Origin of the sequence: Streptococcus australis ATCC 700641, assembly GCF_000186465.1 — a bacterium.
GTDB classification, from domain to species: Bacteria; Bacillota; Bacilli; order Lactobacillales; family Streptococcaceae; genus Streptococcus; species Streptococcus australis.
This window is the reverse complement of sequence record NZ_GL636091.1, coordinates 1,840,924-1,861,578: the sequence shown is the minus strand read 5'-3', so window position 1 is coordinate 1,861,578 and position 20,655 is coordinate 1,840,924. Positions and strand designations below refer to the sequence as shown.

General features: G+C 42.0%; 18 protein-coding genes. 12 read left to right on the top strand and 6 right to left on the bottom strand.

What is annotated here, in order from left to right:
- Positions 1-41: 41 nt before the first annotated feature.
- Together HMPREF9421_RS08725 and queA are read right to left on the bottom strand one after the other, a co-directional pair.
- The gene (locus HMPREF9421_RS08725; protein ID WP_006596653.1) at positions 42-512 is read right to left on the bottom strand and encodes an arginine repressor; all 471 of its coding nucleotides are present in this window, start codon (positions 510-512) and stop codon (positions 42-44) included.
- Between the two features lie 12 nt (positions 513-524).
- Complete coding sequence (gene queA / locus HMPREF9421_RS08720) at positions 525-1,553, bottom strand: tRNA preQ1(34) S-adenosylmethionine ribosyltransferase-isomerase QueA (RefSeq protein WP_006596652.1); 1,029 nt, start codon at positions 1,551-1,553, stop codon at positions 525-527.
- Between the two features lie 203 nt (positions 1,554-1,756).
- On the opposite strand from queA, the gene HMPREF9421_RS08715 reads away from it, so the two are divergent.
- From HMPREF9421_RS08715 to alaS, 11 genes are all read left to right on the top strand, one after another.
- A complete protein-coding gene (locus HMPREF9421_RS08715; RefSeq protein WP_006596651.1) occupies positions 1,757-2,458 on the top strand; it encodes a glucosamine-6-phosphate deaminase in 702 nt (233 codons plus the stop codon).
- A 107-nt stretch (positions 2,459-2,565) separates the two neighbouring features.
- On the top strand, positions 2,566-3,900 hold the full coding sequence (locus HMPREF9421_RS08710) for a DUF1958 domain-containing protein (protein ID WP_006596650.1): 1,335 nt from the start codon (positions 2,566-2,568) through the stop codon (positions 3,898-3,900).
- Between the two features lie 72 nt (positions 3,901-3,972).
- Entirely contained in the window at positions 3,973-5,136 is a 1,164-nt protein-coding gene (locus HMPREF9421_RS08705) for an MFS transporter (protein WP_006596649.1), read from the top strand.
- An 80-nt stretch (positions 5,137-5,216) separates the two neighbouring features.
- On the top strand, positions 5,217-6,506 hold the full coding sequence (locus HMPREF9421_RS08700) for a D-alanyl-D-alanine carboxypeptidase family protein (protein ID WP_006596648.1): 1,290 nt from the start codon (positions 5,217-5,219) through the stop codon (positions 6,504-6,506).
- Between the two features lie 140 nt (positions 6,507-6,646).
- Positions 6,647-7,201, top strand: coding sequence for a hypothetical protein (locus HMPREF9421_RS08695; RefSeq protein ID WP_006596647.1), 555 nt, complete (start codon positions 6,647-6,649; stop codon positions 7,199-7,201).
- A 316-nt stretch (positions 7,202-7,517) separates the two neighbouring features.
- The gene (locus HMPREF9421_RS08690) at positions 7,518-8,468 is read left to right on the top strand and encodes a competence protein CoiA (protein ID WP_006596646.1); all 951 of its coding nucleotides are present in this window, start codon (positions 7,518-7,520) and stop codon (positions 8,466-8,468) included.
- Between the two features lie 69 nt (positions 8,469-8,537).
- Positions 8,538-10,340, top strand: coding sequence for an oligoendopeptidase F (gene pepF, locus HMPREF9421_RS08685; RefSeq protein WP_006596645.1), 1,803 nt, complete (start codon positions 8,538-8,540; stop codon positions 10,338-10,340).
- A gap of 1 nt (position 10,341) precedes the next feature.
- Positions 10,342-11,055 carry an O-methyltransferase gene (locus tag HMPREF9421_RS08680; RefSeq protein WP_006596644.1) on the top strand — a complete coding sequence of 238 codons (714 nt, stop codon included), beginning with the start codon at positions 10,342-10,344 and terminating at the stop codon, positions 11,053-11,055.
- Positions 11,056-11,132: 77 nt separating this feature from the next.
- Positions 11,133-12,074 (top strand): peptidylprolyl isomerase, encoded by a 942-nt coding sequence (locus HMPREF9421_RS08675; RefSeq protein WP_006596643.1) that lies wholly within the window; start codon positions 11,133-11,135, stop codon positions 12,072-12,074.
- A gap of 290 nt (positions 12,075-12,364) precedes the next feature.
- Positions 12,365-12,847 carry an LURP-one-related/scramblase family protein gene (locus HMPREF9421_RS08670; RefSeq protein WP_006596642.1) on the top strand — a complete coding sequence of 161 codons (483 nt, stop codon included), beginning with the start codon at positions 12,365-12,367 and terminating at the stop codon, positions 12,845-12,847.
- Between the two features lie 36 nt (positions 12,848-12,883).
- A complete protein-coding gene (alaS, locus tag HMPREF9421_RS08665) occupies positions 12,884-15,502 on the top strand; it encodes an alanine--tRNA ligase (RefSeq protein ID WP_006596641.1) in 2,619 nt (872 codons plus the stop codon).
- Between the two features lie 110 nt (positions 15,503-15,612).
- Here the strand turns inward: alaS and nrdF are convergent, their stop codons facing one another.
- The 4 genes from nrdF to nrdH form a co-directional block, all read right to left on the bottom strand.
- Entirely contained in the window at positions 15,613-16,572 is a 960-nt protein-coding gene (gene nrdF / locus HMPREF9421_RS08660; RefSeq protein ID WP_006596640.1) for a class 1b ribonucleoside-diphosphate reductase subunit beta, read from the bottom strand.
- A 23-nt stretch (positions 16,573-16,595) separates the two neighbouring features.
- Positions 16,596-17,444 carry a DUF4238 domain-containing protein gene (locus tag HMPREF9421_RS08655; protein WP_006596639.1) on the bottom strand — a complete coding sequence of 283 codons (849 nt, stop codon included), beginning with the start codon at positions 17,442-17,444 and terminating at the stop codon, positions 16,596-16,598.
- A gap of 6 nt (positions 17,445-17,450) precedes the next feature.
- Entirely contained in the window at positions 17,451-19,610 is a 2,160-nt protein-coding gene (gene nrdE, locus HMPREF9421_RS08650) for a class 1b ribonucleoside-diphosphate reductase subunit alpha (protein ID WP_006596638.1), read from the bottom strand.
- A gap of 131 nt (positions 19,611-19,741) precedes the next feature.
- Positions 19,742-19,960 carry a glutaredoxin-like protein NrdH gene (gene nrdH, locus HMPREF9421_RS08645; RefSeq protein ID WP_006596951.1) on the bottom strand — a complete coding sequence of 73 codons (219 nt, stop codon included), beginning with the start codon at positions 19,958-19,960 and terminating at the stop codon, positions 19,742-19,744.
- Positions 19,961-20,389: 429 nt separating this feature from the next.
- Here nrdH and HMPREF9421_RS08640 point away from each other — a divergent pair, with 429 nt between their 5' ends.
- Complete coding sequence (locus tag HMPREF9421_RS08640) at positions 20,390-20,653, top strand: phosphocarrier protein HPr (RefSeq protein ID WP_006596636.1); 264 nt, start codon at positions 20,390-20,392, stop codon at positions 20,651-20,653.
- Positions 20,654-20,655: the final 2 nt, after the last annotated feature.

Below are 20,655 nucleotides of genomic sequence, written 5' to 3'. Positions count from 1 at the left end.
GAAAAAAAAAGCTTAGATGGTCAGACCATCTAAGCTTTCTTTTATTTGCTAAAGAAGAAGGGAGGAGTAAATTCTTTCAATTTTTCAAAGCAGTCCAAGGCACCTTGATTGTCTTCACAGATGATGAGGCAGACGTCGTCCCCACAGACGGTTGCGACAATTTGTGGTAATTCAAGGGCGTCTAAGATAGCACCAAAAGACTGAGCCAGTCCAGGTAGAGTTTTCACCACCACTTGGTTTTGGACGGGACGAAGCATGACGAGGGCATCCTCCATATAAAAACGAAGTCGGTTTTCCCAGCGAGATGGGGCAATGCTATTGATGGCATAGTAAGAGGTATCCCCTTCGTTAATTTTTACTAGATTCAAGGATTTGACATCTCTTGATAGGGTTGACTGGGTCACGATGATGCCGTTAGCTTCCAGGCTGTCCTGCAATTCCTGTTGGGTTCGAATTTTCTTTTCTGAAATAATGGACCGGATCAGGCGGTGGCGACTTTCAATCTTATTCATAAGGGGCTCTCCTTATTTGATAAACATAGCATCTCCAAAGCTGAAGAAACGGTAGCCTTGGTCGATAGCGTGCTGATAAGCATTCAGAGTGAGTTCTCGACCTGCGAAGGCAGAAACGAGCATGACTAAGGTTGATTTTGGTAGGTGGAAGTTGGTTGAAAAGGCGTCGACAACCTGCCACTGATAGCCTGGTTTGATAAAGATATTGGTCCAACCAGAGTCGGCTTGTAACTCCCCATTAAACTTGTTGCCAATTGTTTCTAAGGTTCGGATAGAAGTGGTTCCAACAGCTACGATGCGGTGACCGCTCGCTTTAACTTGCCGAAGGGTTTGGGCAGCCTCTTCAGAAAGTTGATAAAACTCGGAATGCATCTCATGTTGGTCGAGATTGTCGACAGATACAGGACGGAAGGTACCCAGCCCGACATGGAGGGTTAGATAAACCAAGTGAACCCCTTTGTCTTCAATTTTTTGTAAGAGCTCGGGTGTGAAATGGAGGCCAGCAGTAGGAGCAGCGGCGGATCCATTTTCTTTGGCATAGACCGTCTGGTAACGTTCTTGATCTTCTAATTTTTCATGGATGTATGGTGGTAGGGGCATTTCCCCTAGACTTTCCAAGACTTCAAGGAAAATTCCTTGGTAAGAAAACTCTACGATACATCCTCCGTGTTCCAGCTTTTTGATTAGGGTAGCTTGAAGACGTCCATCTCCAAAGCTGACGACCCCTCCCTCTTTGAGACGTTTAGCAGGTTTGGCAAGAACCTCCCATTGATCGCCCTCGATATTTTTTAAGAGAAGAAGCTCCACATGCCCCCCTGTATCCGGTTTGACCCCATGGAGACGAGCTGGCAGGACACGGGTATTGTTCATCACCAAAGCATCCCCTGGTTCTAATTCATTGATAATGGCATCAAAATGCTGGTCTTCCATCTGACCTGTTTGTCGATTGAGGATTAGTAGTTTTGAGGCATCGCGCTTCTCTAGTGGGGTTTGCGCAATTAATTCCTCGGGGAGGTGGAAATCAAAGTCATTCGTGTTCATGTTCTCTCCTTGTATCTAAATTCTTCTATTTCTTACATTTAACCTTCCCCATTATATCATGAAATAAGAGTGAAACAAAGGAAATCACTAGCCGAATTTTAAAGGGATGAAGGTGAAAAATCCTTTTCTAACATCAAGAAAGCGCTTGACAAAAATTGGTCTATACCATATAATGAAAATAAGAAATAAGAGGAGGTATAATCATGAAAGTTATTGAAGTAGCCAATCAAATCGAAGGAGGGCAGGTTGCTTTTGACCTGTTAAAAGAAAAGTTAGAGCAGGGTGCCAAAACTTTAGGGCTTGCGACTGGAAGCAGTCCACTTGAATTTTATAAATTGATTCGAGAAAGTGACTTGGATTTCTCAGACATGGTCAGTGTCAACTTGGATGAGTATGTCGGTTTGACGGGAGAGGATCCTCAATCTTATCGTTACTTTATGCAGGAAAATTTATTCAATGAGAAACCCTTTAAAGTCAGCTATCTTCCAAAAGGAAATGAAGATACTGCAGAAGAGGAAACAGCTCATTACAATGAAATTTTGGCTCAAAACCCAGTAGATCTGCAAATTCTAGGAATTGGTCGCAACGGGCATATTGGTTTTAACGAACCTGGAACCCCGTTTGACAGCCAAACGCATTTGGTCCATTTGGATCAATCAACGATTGAAGCCAACGCTCGCTTCTTTGAAAAAATTGAAGATGTGCCAACTCAAGCCATTTCCATGGGAATTGCGAACATTCTCGATGCTAAGTCTATCATTCTCTTTGCCTATGGAGAATCAAAGGCACAAGCAATCGCAGGAATGGTCAATGGTCCAAAAACAGAGAGTTTACCAGCGAGTGCGCTTCAAGCTCATCCAGATGTCGTGATTATTGCAGACCAAGCAGCCTTGAGCCTACTGTAACCAGTTGAAAAAGAGAGACCTATCTGAAATATCCTGAAAGATAGGTTTTTTTATGGATTGAAGTATGGTACAATAAGATAAAATTAAATATTTGAGGAAAATATATTTTGAAAAAGAAGTTGCTCGTTTTAGGAATCGTCGTCTTATCTCTGCTCCGGCCATTGTCGATTGTGGCTGATGAGTTAGTGGATATGGCGCAAAAAATGTATCCCAATGATCATGTGCAGGCCTATAACCGACCTAGGTCTTCCCTCGTTATCGACGCGAATACCGGGGATGTTTTATGGAAAGACAATATTGATGAAGTGCGGGATCCTGCAAGTATGAGTAAGCTCATGACGTTGTATCTGCTTTTCGAATCCATGAAAGAGGGGAAGATTACCAAAGATACGGTTGTCACTGCAACAGCTGCGGATCAATCCATGTCAAAAATCTATGAGATTTCCAACAATAACATCGTTGCAGGCGTAGACTATACGGTCTCTGAATTGATTACCATGACCGCGGTTCCATCCTCCAATGTGGCAACGATTATGTTGGCCAATCTCCTTTCTAACCACGATGCGGATGCCTTTATTCAGAGGATGAATGAAAAGTCCAAGGAGTTGGGGATGACTAATACCATTTGGAACAATCCTAGTGGTGCGGCCATTTCAACCTTCCAAGGTTTATATACCAGTTATAACTATCCAAATGATGCTGCTAACCAGACAACTGCAAGAGACTTGGCGATTCTCGTCTATCATTTCGTGAAAGAATATCCTGAGATTCTTAGCTATACCAATCAGGCTAAGGTGACCGTCAAACAAGGAACTCCTTATGAGGAAACCTTTGATACCTATAACTATTCCTTGCCAGGAGCTAGATATGCTCTTGAAGGAGTAGATGGTCTGAAGACAGGCTCGAGTCCTCGCGGTGCCTTCAACTATATCGCAACTGCTAAACGAGGAGAGCAACGAATTATCTCCGTAGTCATGGGAGTTGGTGATTGGTCTGACCAGGATGGCGAATACTATCGACATCCATTTGGCAATGCCTTGATTGAAAAAGCTTTTGCAGATTATCGTTATAAGAAGTTATTGGACAAGGGTGTTCAGACGATTGATGGAAAGACCTACACACTGGATCAACCTTTCTATGCCACGGTGAAAAAGGGAGAAGAGAATCCAAAACTAGTTGTCAAAGATGGACAGGTAGAGGCGGATTCAGGCTTGATGACCCTATCAGAAAAGATTTCTGATGGACTTCCAGTAAAAGAAGGAGCAGTGAATCAATCGGATACCCAAAGTACTACGGCTTCAACTACAGGGAAATCCTTCCATTTTCCTCTTGAAAGCCTGGTCATTCTGATTCCAATTGGTATTCTTGCTATGATTCTGTATTTAGAAAGAGCCCGTCGTAAAGAACGTGCGCGCAAGGCTCAGGATCGATACAAAAAATAAATAATCAAAACTCAACTGAAATCCAGTTGGGTTTTGTCATTGCCTCTTATATTTAAATTTGAAAGGAAACTAATGAAAGCATTTCGAAATTCCTATCCTGCTTATTTATTTTTATATAGTTTTTACTTCATGTCGACTGCTCTCTTTACGACTCTAATCTCTGTCTATCTTATTGGCCAGCAGTATTCAGCCAGTCAGGTCTCTCATTTGGTATCAATGGCCTTTTTCCTATCCATGCTTGCCCAGCCCTTATTTGGTTATATCAATGAACGATTTGGCATTGTTAAAATCACCACTTTGAGCTTGGGAGTCCTCATGGCAGGAGTGGCTGGCTTCATCTGGGCCCCTAACTACTTTTGGTTGACGATTTTTTATGGCTTGGTTTTGCTGTGTCTAAATGGGACGGCTCCCATGATGGAGGTTTTCGCTACCCAGAGTTCCTATGCTTTTGGAAAAATCCGCGTTTGGGGGACACTAGGGTATGCGGCTGGAGCGCAACTAGCTGGTTGGCTCTATGCTCATCTTAGCCCCCAGTCTGTATACTATTGTGTTTTGGTAACTATCCTTCTTAGTTTCCTCACTTTAGGAGCTATTCGTATCGACAAGACCAATCGGGTACAGAAAGAAGCTGTATCGATCCGTCCTTTGCTCCACAATGGTCCCTATCTCTTTTTCTTACTTTTGATGGGGCTTGTGTCGGGCGTGGGCAATATTGGCCATACCTATATTCCAGCTCTCTTGATGGATAGTGGGCTCCCTGTTCAGATAGCCTCTACGGTTGTGGCCATATCTGTCGTAGTCGAAGCACCTCTCATCTTTTTCTCAGATCGTTTTATGGACCATTGGCCCTTGCGCTTACTGATTTTGCTTCCTGTGGGGATTCTCTTGCTCCAGTATTTCATCTATGCTCTTCCAAGTCCTGTCTTCTTAAAAGTGCTGGTCACTCTGTTGGCCAAGCATACGACGGGGATGGTCTTGGTCATGGTCTCCTTACGCTTTATCTCCCAACAGGTGGATAAGAAAGATCTAGTCTTAGCCATGGCTATCCTGCAGGGAGTCCGCTATCTTGCTACCATTCTCTTGCAACCAGTAGCAGCTTTCTTTGTGGATCACGGTGGATTTTCAATGATGAGTTCCTTCTTGGTGGCTGTCCTGGTTCTCGTCCTTCTTCTAAGTATCTTTTTAAAGATGCCAAAAGGAAAATCTCCGGGTCTCTTTGGTAGTATGAAGGAGTAAAAAGATTAGGAAATAGTGTTTCTGAATAGAGGGACTTATGCTATAATGGAGAACGATGATGATGAAAGAAATGAGAGAGAATGAAGTTTAAACGTGCCTTATTTGCGACACTTTCCCTTGGTTGCCTATGTTTTCCAATGCTCGTAAGGGCGGATGATCTTTACCAACAAGAAGACATCATGTCAATCACTGAAAAATCAGGGACTTCGGTGGATGAGTTTTTCCGTCCCAAGGCCGATATTGTTGTTGACGCTCACACAGGAGCGATTGTTTATGGAGATAATATTGATGCTCCTCGTGACTCTGGTAGTATGGCTAAATTGATGTCCGTCTATGTTCTTCTGAAAGCCATTCAAGAAGGGCAGCTGGATTATGATACCCAAATTACAGCGACAGAAACAGATGTAGCAATTTCGCAAAACCAGAAGTTGAGCAATAGTCCCATTGTGGCGGGTGCTAAATACAAGGTATCGACCCTCCTGAATATGATTTTTGTTCCTTCATCTAGTGCCGCTACCATCATGATTGCCAATAAGGTGTCTGGAGGAGATCCGGATAAATTTTTGGATTTGATGAACCAGCGGGCCCAAGAAATTGGAATGACCAATACCAAGTGGAACAATCCTAATGGTGCCCCAACTGCAGTCTTGGATGGCTACTATAATCCGACACGCTATGATCAACACGCCATTAACCAAACAACAGCGAGAGATATGGCTATTTTGGCTTATCACATGGTCAATGAGTTTCCTGAAATCCTCAACTACACTAAAAATGCTAAGATTACTCTCTTCGAGGGCACAGATTATGAAGAAACGCATGAGAATTATAATTATTCTTTAGAAGGTGGAAGGTATTCTCTAAAGGGAGCGGATGGTCTGAAAACAGGCTCTAGCCCGACTGCGGATTATAATTACACCTTGACGGTTAATCGTGGGAACCAGAGATTTGTCCAAGTCATTATGGGAGTTGGCCATTACGATGTAGAAATTGCAGAGAGCCTGCGCCACGTCATTGGAAATGCCCTGATTGAAAGACTCTACCAGGATTATGAATACAAAGAGGTTCTGCCGGCGGGGGATCACACCATTCAGGGGCAAACCTATCACTTAGACAAACCCTTCTATGCTACGGTAAAAAGAGGGACCAATCCAGAGATCAGTGTTCAAAATGGCCAGCTACAAATTGCAAATGGTTTGCAAACTCTTTCTCCGTCCATTCAGCAAACACAGTCTGTAACCGCACTACAAGGGGCTCATCAGAAGTCCACTAGCACGCGTCAAAAAGGCTGGGATCCAATGTGGCTCTGTTGCTTCCTTCCCTTTATTTTCTTAAGAATTTTCTTTAACATAAGATATAAGAGAAAATAAAAAAGATTTCCAAATAAATCGATAGACCGGAGATAGACTAATCTCTGGTCTTTTTTTAAAAAATCAGGGGACAGGTATGAATTGACGGCAACCTGGCTTGATGCTAGAATGGTAATGGAATGATAAAAAGGAGAGATTGAATGAAAAAAAGACTATTAACAATGCTTGCTTTAATGGGAGTGCTTGGGCTAGTAGCCTGCTCAAATCAAGAAGGGACCTCGTCCAGTGAAAAGTCAGTTCAGGGAACAGCCCAGTCTTCTAGGGCCTCTCAGAGCAAGAAAGTGACCAGTTTGAAAGGATCCTCAGAATCTCCTTTTGTTTTGTATACAGATGAGGAACTTGAAAATACCAGAACCGTTGGGGATTTTAAAGCTCTCTATGCTTTGATGATGGACCGAACAGTTGCTCATTCGGAGGAAGCAGGAGCATCACTCACGGGCTCTGCAAAAGATACCTATGAGACTTATCTGAAAAACTTGAAGGAGAAAATGGAAACCAGCAAGGCCCGTTTTAATGAATCCATGGATACGATAGGGTCTGAAGACACAGATGTCCCGGAAGATGCTCGTGCAACCATTGTTGAAAAATTCGAAACAGCTCGAAAACAAGCTGAAGCATATGAAAATGGGACCTCCCCATCAGCGGAAAATCAAGATCCGGCATCAGACGAGAAAACGAGTGAGTCAAATCAATAAGCGGGGGACTCTTTATTAACAGTCTCGTCTAAGATGAATGAACATTCGCTATACATGTCAGTAAGATCATATCTAAACAGAGGCTGGGACAAAAGTCCTAGCCTCTCAATTGTCTTTGGATTGTCGAGCAAGACGCAGTGGTTGAGTGGGCTCTACTACGCTGATTTCATCAGCTTTTACAGCCCTACTCAACTGTGCGGAGGTGGGACGACGAAATCGAATTCTAATGAATGACCGATTTCTGTCCCACTCTTTTTTTCTTTCTCCTCTAGTATAAGCGTCTTTGGTTACGAATTATATAAGTGGAGGTGATGACATGTTTATTGCGGCTGATGCAAAGCAACAGCGTTGGAATTGTTTGGAGAAGGTTCCGATGAGAAGAGATGGTCCCTTTGTCTGTCTCCTGTGTGGAAAGGAAGTCCGCTTAAAGAAAGGGCGAGTGATGCGTCCTCATTTTGCTCACGTCAACCTAGAGGCTTGTCCCTTCCATCATGAAACGGAGAGTCCAGAACATTTGGAGTTAAAGTTGGAGCTTTATCGATGGGCCAAACAAAATACCCAAGCTGAAGTGGAAAGTCCTTTGCAGGCTCTCCAACAGATTGCGGATGTTCTCCTTCCAGATCAAAAGATTGCCTTAGAAGTGCAATGTAGTTCCTTGTCTATGGAGCGTTTAAAAGAACGGAGCGATGCCTATCGCATGCATGGTTATCAAGTTTATTGGTTATTGGGGAAAAACTTATGGCTCAAGAAAAGCTTGTCAGCTCTGCAAGAAGGTTTTGTCTATTTTAGCCAAAATAGGGGCTTTCATCTCTGGGAGTTGGACCTAGAACAGCAAGAAGTTCGGCTCCACTATCTCATTCATCAAGATTTGCGAGGGCGTCTTCATTATCGGACTCAACATTTTCCTTTTTATGGAGGGAGCTTATTAGAAGTTTTGCGGACCCCTTATGCCCAACAAGGCTTGCAACGAATGACGGTCCCTCTAGACCGACAGTTTAAGGACTACCTTCGTCAGCAGTTGTATTACCGGCATCCTAAGTGGATGGCTCTTCAGGAACAACTCTATCTGAAAGGAAAGCATCTCCTGGACTTGAACTTGGAAGCCTTTTATCCCCTGTGTCGGCCACTGAAGTCTCTCCATTTTATCCAGATTAAGGGAGACTGGCGAAGCTATTACCAGAACTTTATGACTTATTATCTCCAAACCGGAATGAAAGCGACGCAGACTCTTTATTCGCCTCGTTTTTATCAGAACTGGAAAGCTTAAATTTCTGTCAATCAAATACCCCCAAATGCTAATATTATGTTAGAATAGAAGCATTGGAGGATTTTTGTAATGGTAAAACAACGAAATGAAATTGATGAAAAATACCAATGGGATTTGTCGACCATTTTTGCGACAGACCAAGCTTGGGAAGAAGAAGCAACTGTTTTAGCTGCAGCTATTAAAGATGCTGCCCATTTTGCAGGCTCTTTATTGTCTTCTCCAGCCAACCTATTAGAAACCACAGAAGTTTATTTGGACTTGAGCCGTCGTTTGGAAAAGGTCTATGTCTACGCCCATATGAAGAATGACCAGGATACACGCGTAGCCAAATACCAAGAATTCCAATCAAAAGCCATGTCTCTTTACAGCCTTTTAGGGGAGACCTTTGCCTTCTACGAACCAGAATTTATGGAGATCACCGAAGAGCAATATGCCAACTTCTTGAAAGAAGTCCCTGCCTTAGAAGCTTACGCTCATTACTTTGATAAACTGCTCAAAACCAAAGAGCATGTCCTCTCTCAAAAAGAAGAAGAGTTGCTAGCAGGAGCGGGTGAAATCTTTGCTGCTGCGGGTGAAACTTTTGAGATTTTGGACAATGCAGATATCGTCTTCCCGATGGTGAAGGATGACCAAGGACAAGAAGTGCAGTTGACCCATGGAAACTATATTTCTTTGGTAGAGTCTAAGAACCGCCAAGTCCGTAAGGAAGCTTACCAGGCCTTGTATGGTGTCTACGAACAGTACCAACATACCTATGCTAAGACCCTTCAGACCAACGTCAAGGTTCACAATTACAATGCCAAGGTTCGCAAATTCTCAAGTGCGCGTGAGGCAGCTCTTTCTGCTAACTTTATCCCTGAAAGCGTCTATGACAGCTTGGTAGAAGCGGTGAACAAGCACTTGCCTTTGTTACAACGCTACGTGAAACTCCGCTCAAAAATCTTGGGAATTGAAGATTTGAAGATGTATGATGTCTACACACCATTATCTTCTACCGATTACAAGTTCACCTATGAAGAAGCCCTTGCCAAGTCTGAGCAAGCTTTGGCGGTGCTTGGTGATGACTACCTATCCCGCGTGAAGCGCGCCTTCACTGAACGTTGGATCGATGTCCATGTCAACCAAGGAAAACGCTCAGGTGCCTATTCAGGTGGATCGTATGACACCAATGCCTTTATGTTGTTGAACTGGCAAGATACATTGGATAATCTTTTCACCTTGGTTCATGAGACTGGTCACAGTATGCACTCCAGCTATACCCGTGAAACCCAGCCTTATGTCTATGGGGATTATTCTATCTTCCTTGCTGAGATTGCTTCCACAACCAATGAAAATATCTTGACCGAGCAACTGTTAGCTGAAGTAGAAGATGATGAAACCCGTTTTGCTATTCTCAACCACTTCTTGGATGGTTTCCGTGGTACGGTCTTCCGTCAAACCCAGTTTGCTGAGTTTGAACATGCGATTCACAAGGCCGACCAAGAAGGACAAGTCTTGACCAGCGAATTCTTGAATGAACTGTATGCGGACTTGAATGAGAAATACTATGGTCTTTCAAAAGAAGACAATCCAGAAATCCAATACGAATGGGCTCGCATTCCTCATTTCTACTATAACTACTATGTTTTCCAATATTCAACTGGTTTTGCAGCAGCCTCTGCCTTGGCTGAGAAAATCGTTCATGGAACACAGGAAGATAAGGACAAATACCTAGAGTATTTGAAAGCTGGAAATTCGGATTATCCACTCAATGTGATCCGCAAGGCGGGTGTCGATATGGAAAAAGAAGACTACCTCCATGCAGCCTTTGAAGTCTTTGAACGTCGTCTCAACGAATTTGAGGCACTGGTTGAAAAATTAGGATTGGCCTAAGATGGTTGAGTCTTACAGTAAGAATGCTAACCACAATATGCGCAGACCGGTTGTGAAGGAGGAAATTGTCTCCTTCATGCGGGAGCGCCAAGCACCAGTTACGGACGCCTTAAAGGAGCTAGAAGAATTTGCTCGTCGGGAGAATATTCCCATCATCCCTCATGAAACGGTTGCTTTCTTCCGTCTCTTTTTGCAGACCATGCAACCCAAGTCGATCTTAGAAATCGGGACGGCGATTGGTTTTTCAGCCCTCTTGATGGCGGAGCAAGTACCGGATGCAAAGATTATGACCATTGATCGCAACGAGGAAATGATTGGTTTTGCCAAGGAAAACTTTGCTCGTTTTGACCAGCGCAAGCAAATCACCCTTTTAGAGGGTGATGCGGTGGACCTGCTGGAGCATATTGAGCAACGCTTTGACTTGATTTTTATGGATTCGGCTAAATCTAAGTACATCGTCTTTCTCCCAGAAGTTCTCAAACGGTTGGAAGTTGGGGGAGTAGTCGTTTTGGACGATATCTTCCAAGGAGGAGATGTGGCGCGTGATATTATGGAAGTTCGTCGTGGACAACGCACCATCTATCGAGGTTTGCAACGTCTCTTTGATGCCACTTTGGACCAACCTGGCTTGACGGCCAGTCTGATTCCCCTCGGAGATGGCATTCTTATGATCCGTAAAAATCAGGAAGAGATTTCTTTGCCGACAGAAGAGTAGCTTTTAGACTTATTTAAGTTATCCTGTTGAATTTGTGGTAAAATAGTAGCAGTGAATTTTAGAATGGAGAAATAAAGATGAAGAAAAAATTTGTAGCTGGAGCGGTGACCCTTTTATCCGTTGTAACGCTAGCAGCTTGTGCAAAAGGTGGCAGTGACAAAGATATCGTCACAATGAAGGGTGACACGATTACTGTTGGTGATTTCTATGATGAAATCAAAAACAACCAAGGTGCACAACAATATCTTTTCCAAATGACCATTAATAAAGTCTTTGAAAAAGAATACGGCTCAAAAGTCTCAGACAAAGATGTTGAGAAAAAAGTTGATGAGCAGAAAAAACAATTGGGTGAAGCCTTCAATAGCTACCTCACACAACAAGGTTTAACAGAAGAAACCAACAAACAACAAATCCGTAGTAACCTTTTGTTAGAGTATGCGGTTGACCAAGCTATTTCAAAAGAGTTGACAGACGAAGCTTATAAAAAAGCCTTTGAAACCTATACACCAGAAATCACTGCAAATGTGATAAAATTGGATTCAGAAGAAAAAGCAAATGAAGTTCTTGCAAGTGTAAAAGCTGAAGGCGCTGACTTTGCACAAATTGCCAAAGAAAATTCTACAGATGCTAGCACCAAAGAAAAGGGTGGAGAAATCAAATTTGACTCTGGAACAACAACTGTTCCAACTCGTGTCAAGGAAGCAGCATCTAAGCTTGATGTAAATGGTATTTCAGATGTCGTTATTGATCCTGCTAGTCAAAAAAGCGCTGGTGCCTACTATATCGTTAAAGTAACTAAGAAGGAAGAAAAAGGATCTGACTGGAAGAAATACGAAAAACGCTTGAAAGAAATTCTGACGGCAGAACGTAAAAATGATGCCAACTTTATCCGTAGCATCATTGCTAAAGCAATGACAAATGCCAATATCAAGGTCAAAGATGATGCCTTCAAGGCAACCTTCAACCAATACATGCAAAATATTGGTGCAACAACAGAAAATAGCTCATCTTCTAAATAAGGATATTAGTTGACGAGCATTGTATTTATCTGTATAATGAGATAGTTGAGAATAAATCATTTAGAATCAGATTCAGAGAAGTGGCGGGGGTGCGAGCCATGGAAGAGGAATGATTTTGCTACTCAATAGAACAATTACATAATCGAATGAAGAATGACAAGTTCATTGAATGAAGGTGGTACCGCGGTTTTTCGCCCTTCGTTAGTGAGCTTGTCTTTTTTTCAGCATTTCTACCGGAGATCCTTTCTAATAAGAGAAAGGTTTTAATAAGGATTTGCAGGAGGAAACTGATGAAAACGTATCTGGTCAAACAAAAGTTTCGACTTGGAGGGGAACGCTTTGATATCAAAAATGATCTGGGAATGGTAGAATACCAGGTAGAAGGTTCATTTTTGAAAATTCCTAAAACCTTTACGGTATTTGATGTGGAAGGCCAGAAGGTCAGCCATATCACGAAGAAGCCTTTTAGCCTCTTACCTCAATTCACTGTAGAATTAGCGGATGGCTCCAGTTTTTTTATCCGTAAAAAACTGACCTTACTCCGTGATAAGTACGAAATTTCTAATTTAGGACTACGCATCGAAGGCAATATCTGGGATTTGGATTTCAAGTTATTGGATGATCGCGACCAGCTGGTTGCAGAGATTAGCAAGCAAGTCTTTACCTTGACGTCGACTTATCAGGTTTCCGTCTATGAAGAGGAATATGCCAATCTGGTGATTTCCTTGTGTCTTGCCATTGACTATGTAGAAATGATGGAAAATGGCTCCTAAGCCAATCAATAGAAAACAATAAATAGAGGAGAAAACATGAAACAATTATCTAGTGCACAAGTCCGCCAAATGTGGCTTGATTTCTGGGCTACCAAAGGTCACTCAGTAGAACCATCTGTTAGCTTGGTTCCTGTCAACGATCCAACCCTTTTATGGATCAACTCAGGGGTAGCAACCCTTAAGAAATACTTTGATGGGACTATCATCCCTGAAAACCCACGGATTACCAATGCGCAAAAGGCCATCCGTACCAACGATATTGAAAACGTAGGAAAAACAGCTCGTCACCATACCATGTTTGAAATGTTGGGTAACTTCTCAATCGGTGATTACTTCCGTGATGAAGCCATCACTTGGGCTTATGAACTTTTGACAAGTCCTGAATGGTTTGACTTCCCCAAAGACAAACTCTACATGACCTACTACCCAGCTGATACGGATTCTTACAATCGCTGGATTGAAGTGGGTGTAGATCCAAGTCACTTGATCCCAATTGAAGACAACTTCTGGGAAATCGGTGCTGGACCTTCTGGACCAGATACAGAAATCTTCTTCGACCGTGGGGAAGCCTTTGACCCAGAAAACATCGGTATTCGCCTCCTTGCAGAAGATATCGAAAACGACCGTTACATCGAAATCTGGAATATCGTTTTGTCACAATTTAACGCAGATCCAGCTGTACCTCGTAGTGAATACAAGGAATTGCCACACAAAAACATTGATACGGGCGCTGGTTTGGAGCGTTTGGTAGCCGTGATCCAAGGGGCGAAAACTAACTTTGAAACGGACCTCTTCATGCCAATCATCCGTGAAGTGGAAAAATTGTCTGGTAAAGTTTACGACCAAGATGGTGACAACATGAGCTTCAAGGTCATCGCAGACCATATCCGTTCTCTTTCATTTGCTATCGGTGATGGGGCTCTCCCTGGAAATGAAGGCCGTGGTTATGTCCTTCGTCGTCTTCTTCGTCGTGCATCTATGCATGGTCAAAAATTGGGCATCAATGAGCCTTTCCTTTACAAACTGGTTCCAACCGTTGGTAAAATCATGGAAAGCTACTATCCAGAAGTGCTTGAAAAACGTGACTTTATCGAGAAAATTGTGAAGAGCGAGGAAGAGTCATTTGCTCGTACCCTTCACTCAGGTCAACACTTTGCAGAAACAATCGTAGCAGACTTGAAAGAAAAAGGTCAAACGGTTATCGCTGGTCAAGATGTCTTCAAACTCTACGATACTTATGGATTCCCAGTGGAGTTGACAGAAGAAATCGCTGAAGAAGCTGGTATGACAGTTGACCGTGAAGGTTTTGAAGCAGCTATGAAGGAACAACAAGAACGTGCGCGTGCGTCAGCTGTCAAAGGCGGATCCATGGGGATGCAAAACGAAACCCTTCAAAATATCACTGTTGAGAGCGTCTTTAACTACAATGCTAGCCAATTGCCTTCAAAATTAGTGGCTATCGTAGCAGATAACGCAGAAGTAGAAGCTGTTTCAGAAGGAACTGCATCACTGATCTTTGCAGAAACTCCATTCTACGCTGAAATGGGTGGACAGGTTGCTGACCATGGTCAAATCTTGGATGCTACAGGAAATGTCGTAGCGACTGTAACAGACGTTCAAAAAGCACCAAACGGACAAGCTCTTCATACCGTTGAAGTTCATGCTCCACTTGCTTTGAACCAAGAATATACCTTGGCAATCGATACGAACCGTCGTCATCGTGTCATGAAAAACCACACAGCGACTCACTTACTCCATGCAGCTCTTCACAATATCCTTGGCCACCATGCTACTCAAGCAGGATCTCTTAACGAAGTAGAATTCCTTCGTTTTGACTTCACTCATTTCCAAGCGGTAACTCCTGAAGAATTGCGTGCCATTGAACAACAAGTCAATGAAAAGATTTGGGAAGCGATCGCTGTAGAAACAGTTGAGACAGATATTGATACAGCTAAAGAAATGGGAGCTATGGCCCTCTTTGGTGAGAAATACGGTAAGGAAGTCCGTGTTGTCACCATTGGTGACTACTCAGTCGAGCTTTGTGGTGGTACCCACGTTGGCAATACTTCTGAGATCGGTCTTTTCAAGATTGTTAAAGAAGAAGGGATTGGATCAGGAACTCGTCGTATCTTGGCAGTGACTGGTAAGGAAGCCTTTGAAGCTTATCGTGAACAAGAAGATGCACTGAAAGCAGTCGCAGCAACCTTGAAAGCTCCTCAACTCAAAGAAGTACCTCACAAGGTTGAAGGACTTCAAGAACAACTCCGTCAATTGCAAAAAGAAAATGCAGAATTGAAGGAAAAAGCAGCAGCAGCAGTGGCAGGTGATGTCTTCAAACATGTTCAAGAAGCAAACGGTCACCGTTATATTGCTAGCCAAGTTTCTGTTTCTGATGCGGGTGCTCTTCGTACCTTTGCGGATAACTGGAAACAAAAAGACTACTCAGACGTCCTTGTTCTTGTCGCAGCAATCGGTGACAAAGTGAACGTCCTTGTAGCCAGCAAGACAAAAGATGTACACGCAGGTAACTTGGTCAAAGAATTAGCTCCAATCGTTGATGGACGTGGCGGCGGAAAACCAGACATGGCCATGGCAGGAGGAAGCAACCAAGCGAAAATCCAAGAATTGTTGGATGCCGTAGCAGGTAAATTGTAATAAACAGAAGAGGTTGGATGTTTGTCCAACCTCTTTTTTCAAAAAATAAGTAGCTCCAATCAGAAAAAGATTGCAACAAAAAAACCTTTCCGTCTGGAAAGGTTTTTGTCTTATAGGCCGTAGTTGTAATCGTCATCCTGCATGGCTTCTACTTCACCGAGAAGGTAACCATTTCCGACTTGAGAGAAGAAGTCGTGGTTGGATGTACCGGTTGAGATCCCATTCATGACGATTGGGTTGACATCATCTGCTGAGTCTGGGAAGAGCGGGTCTTGTCCCAGGTTCATGAGGGCTTTGTTAGCGTTATAACGAAGGAAGGTCTTGACTTCCTCTGTCCAGCCAACACCGTCATAGAGGCTCTCTGTATAGCCTTCTTCATTCTCATAGAGGGTGTAGAGCAAGTCATACATCCATTCTTTGAGTTTTTCTTGTTCCTCTTCTGGTAATTCGTTAAATCCAAGTTGGAACTTGTAGCCGATATAGGTTCCGTGAACAGATTCGTCCCGAATGATCAACTTGATGATTTCTGCCACGTTGGCCAACTTGTTGTTTCCAAGATAGTAGAGCGGTGTGAAGAAACCAGAGTAGAAGAGGAAGGTTTCAAGGAAGACGCTGGCTACTTTCTTTTCTAGAGGAGTGCCATTGAGGTAGATCTCGTTGATGATTTCTGCCTTCTTTTGAAGGAAGGGATTGGTATTGGTCCATTCGAAAATCTCTTCGATTTCTGACTTAGTATTCAAGGTAGAAAAGATAGAAGAGTAGGACTTAGCATGGACAGATTCCATAAATTGGATGTTGTTAAAGACAGCTTCTTCATGAGGAGTACGGATATCTGCACGAAGAGCTTGCACACCAGTTTCGGACTGCATGGTATCCAAGAGTGTCAATCCACCAAAGACTTTACCAACAAGGTCTTTTTCCTTGTTAGAAAGCTTTCTCCAGTCGTCCAAGTCGTTTGACAAAGGAATACGTGTATCCAACCAGAATTGTTCGGTTAGCTTTTCCCAAGTAGATTTATCGATGACATCCTCGATGGCATTCCAGTTAATGGCTTTGTAGTAAGTTTGCATGACAATCTCCTATGAAATAATTTTTAATTTTTAAAGTGACGAGAGTTGTGTATCCAATTTATATTTTTAAAGCGATTATAAATATACATTTGATGTGTAATATTAAAAGGTTTATTTGATATTATATAATAGTTGGCAGTATTAATAGTGGCTTCATTAATATAGCGCAATTTCTCATTTGTCATTTCCACCCATAAATTATCAGAGCAATTCATTTCATTATTTTGGAATTCAAAACACAGATAAGGGGAAATAGGCATTAGGATTTGAAATCCATTTGGAATGTTTGGAGGTCCGAATGTTGAAACAACTGGATTATCACTAGTTAGAAATCCATTGCCAATAGAGATATGAAAATTCATTTGTTTAGGCTTTTTAAAAAAACTGAGAAAACTCTCTAAATTTTTATCTTTTTTCATTACTTTATTAAAAATATTAATATTTTCTAGATTGTTCTTTATTTCAGCTAATTCAATTGGGAACCCCCGAGATTCTGAGAAATGATTAATAAAATTAGATACTAACCTTACTCTGCCAGAGTCAGTTCTGATTTCTTGGAGAAACATATATTTCCAGATTGTTTCAATTTCGCTTTGATTTAAGGTACATGGTTTTCTTGATAATACGATATGTTCAACTATTTCAGAAATCTCCCCTTCAAATCTACTAAGCTTATTTTCAAGAATATTATCAACAATAATACGATTATCTGATCTTTTTTCTTCGTAGGTATATTTCTTGTAACATATACTTTCATAGTGGACATATTGTTCCATATTAGCAATGCAATTATAAACATGAAACTTACTTGTATTATCAGCAAAATGTTTAAGTAAGCTTCTTGGATAATAATGTTGTTTTTTTGTAACCATAAGTAATCAAATCACACAGCTTTCACATTGGTTAGCACCGACTTCCCCACCATCATCTGTATAGGTACGGACGTAGTAGATAGACTTGATTCCCTTATTAAAGGCATAGTTGCGAAGGATAGACAAGTCACGAGTGGTTTGTTTGTTTTCAGTTTTCCATTCATAAAGACCTTTTGGAATGTCACTGCGCATAAAGAGAGTCAGTGAGAGCCCTTGGTCTACGTGCTCAGTTGCAGCAGCGTAGACATCAATCACTTTCCGCATATCCATGTCGTAAGCAGAAGTGTAGTAAGGAATGGTATCTGTTGATAATCCTGCAGCAGGATAGTAGATCTTCCCGATTTTCTTTTCTTGACGTTCTTCAATCCGTTGTGTGATTGGGTGGATAGAAGCAGATACATCATTGATGTAGCTGATAGAACCATTTGGTGCCACAGCCAAGCGGTTTTGGTGGTAAAGACCATCTGCTTGAACCTTCGCACGCAATTCTGCCCAATCTTCTGCACTTGGAATGAAGATATCTTTAAAGAGTTCTTTGACGCGATCAGATTGTGGAACAAACTCTCCAGTCGTGTACTTATCGAAGTAGCTACCGTTGGCATAGTCTGATTTTTCAAAGTTGTGGAAGGTAATACCCCGTTCACGCGCGATGTTGTTTGATTCTACGAGGGTCCAGTAGTTCATAAGCATGAAGTAGATGCTCGTAAACTCAACAGACTCAGGTGAGCCGTATTCGATCAATTGTTGGGCAAGATAGCTGTGAAGTCCCATGGCTCCAAGTCCGAATGTATGCGCTTGGCTGTTTCCATGGTCGATAGTAGGAACAGCGACGATGTGAGAACTATCGGTTACAAAGGTCAAGGCACGAACCATGGCACGAATGGAACGACCAAAGTCAGGTGAGGTCATCATGTTGACCACGTTGGTTGAACCAAGGTTACAGGAGACATCTGTCCCCATTTTAATGAATTCTTGGGCATCGTTGATCAAGCTTGGTTCTTGAACCTGGAGGATTTCTGAACACAAGTTACTCATGATGATCTTCCCATCAACTGGGTTTGCCCGGTTAGCAGTATCGATGTTGACTACATAAGGGTAACCAGATTCTTGTTGCAATTTAGAAATTTCAGTTTCCAAATCACGCGCCTTGATTTTTGTCTTGCGGATATTTGGATTAGCGACCAACTCATCGTATTTTTCAGTGATGTCGATGTAGTTGAATGGTACTCCGTATTCACGCTCTACAGAATATGGGCTGAAGAGGTACATTTCTTCATTCTTACGAGCCAACTCATAGAATTTGTCTGGTACGACGACACCAAGTGAAAGGGTCTTAACCCGAATCTTTTCATCGGCATTCTCTTTCTTAGTAGAAAGGAAGGCGATGATGTCTGGGTGGAAGACGTTGAGGTAAACCACCCCAGCCCCTTGGCGTTGACCCAATTGGTTTGAATAAGAGAAGCTATCTTCAAAGAGTTTCATAACAGGAACGACCCCAGAAGCAGCTCCTTCATAGCCCTTGATCGGTGCTCCAGCTTCACGAAGGTTGCTGAGGGAAATCCCAACCCCACCACCGATACGAGAAAGTTGAAGGGCAGAGTTGATAGAGCGTCCGATCGCATTCATGTCATCGGTTACTTGGATCAAGAAACAGGAGACCAATTCTCCACGGCGGGCACGTCCAGCATTTAAGAATGAAGGAGTAGCTGGTTGGTAGCGTTGGTGGATGATTTCGTTTGCGATGTCCTTTGCAATGTCTTCATTTCCATCCGCAAAATAGAGAGCGTTGAAGAAGACGCGGTCTTCCATGCTTTCGAGATAGTATTCTCCATCATTTGTTTTCAGAGCGTACTGGTTATAGAATTTATAGGCAGCCATGAAGGACTTGAATTGGAAGTTTTGATCTTTGATAAATTGGGCCAATTCTTCCAAAAAATCAGGACGGTACTTCTGAATGAAGGCTGTTTCGATATAGTTGTGTTCAATAAGGTAGTTGATTTTATCCGTTATTGAATCGAAGGCCATGGTATTTGGCACAACGTTTTCTTTGAAGAAGGCATCCAAGGCTTCTTTATCTTTATGAAGCATGATTTGACCGTTTACTGGACGGTTGATTTCATTATTAAGACGGAAGTAGGTTACGTCTTCAAGTGATTTTAATCCCATAATGTTCCTTTTTCTAATTCAAAAACAAAGGGGAGGCAAGCTCCCCTGTACAAGTAAAAGGGCCAGGGAACACCGTAGTAGCTTTCTACAGTGGTGAAATCCCTAGACCGATCAGATCCTGTTTAACAGTATTAAGATAATTTTTTGAGTTTAGCTGGTTGGAATCCAGAGAAGACTTCATCAGCAGTCTGGATAACCGGTGCAGCATTGAAACCAAGATTCTTTACATGGTCTACAAACTCAGGTTGCTCATCTAGATTAATTTCACGGTATTCAACGTGATTGGTATCTAAAAAACGTTTGGTCATTTTACATTGAACGCAATTATTTTTTGAATAAATTGTCACCATAGTGTGATCTAACTCCTCTAAATTCATAAATCTGTATCTAGTATAAACAAAAGGTTTTTTCTTGTCAAGAGTTTTAACTAAATATTGTGCATATAAATTAACTATTCTGAAAGATACCACAATATGTAGTATTGTAAGGATTGGTGAAAATTAAGGAAAACGTGATAAAATATAGGTTTTTTAAGTCAAAGTAATTTAGTTGTTTTTCCTAAAATTCTATATACTGTGTCCATGAAACCAATTCTATTTATTTAATAGAAGAAAGTAAAAAAGTAGTCCAAAAGAATAGAAAAATTGAGTGCTTCCTGTAAGTATTTTCAGTAAGTGTGTGATAAAAATCTTGAAAAATATTGGAGAAGATGATATAATAGCAAATTGTAAGGGTTATCACAGATAACTCAAAACTAATTATAAAAGGAGAGTCAAACTATGGCTTCTAAAGATTTCCACATCGTGGCAGAAACAGGTATCCACGCACGTCCAGCAACTTTGTTGGTTCAAACTGCTAGCAAATTTGCTTCAGATATTACTCTTGAATACAAAGGTAAATCAGTTAACTTGAAATCAATCATGGGTGTTATGAGCCTGGGTGTTGGTCAAGGAGCTGACGTTGTAATCTCAGCTGAAGGTGCTGATGCTGATGACGCTCTTGCAGCAATCGCTGAAACAATGGAAAAAGAAGGATTGGCATAAAC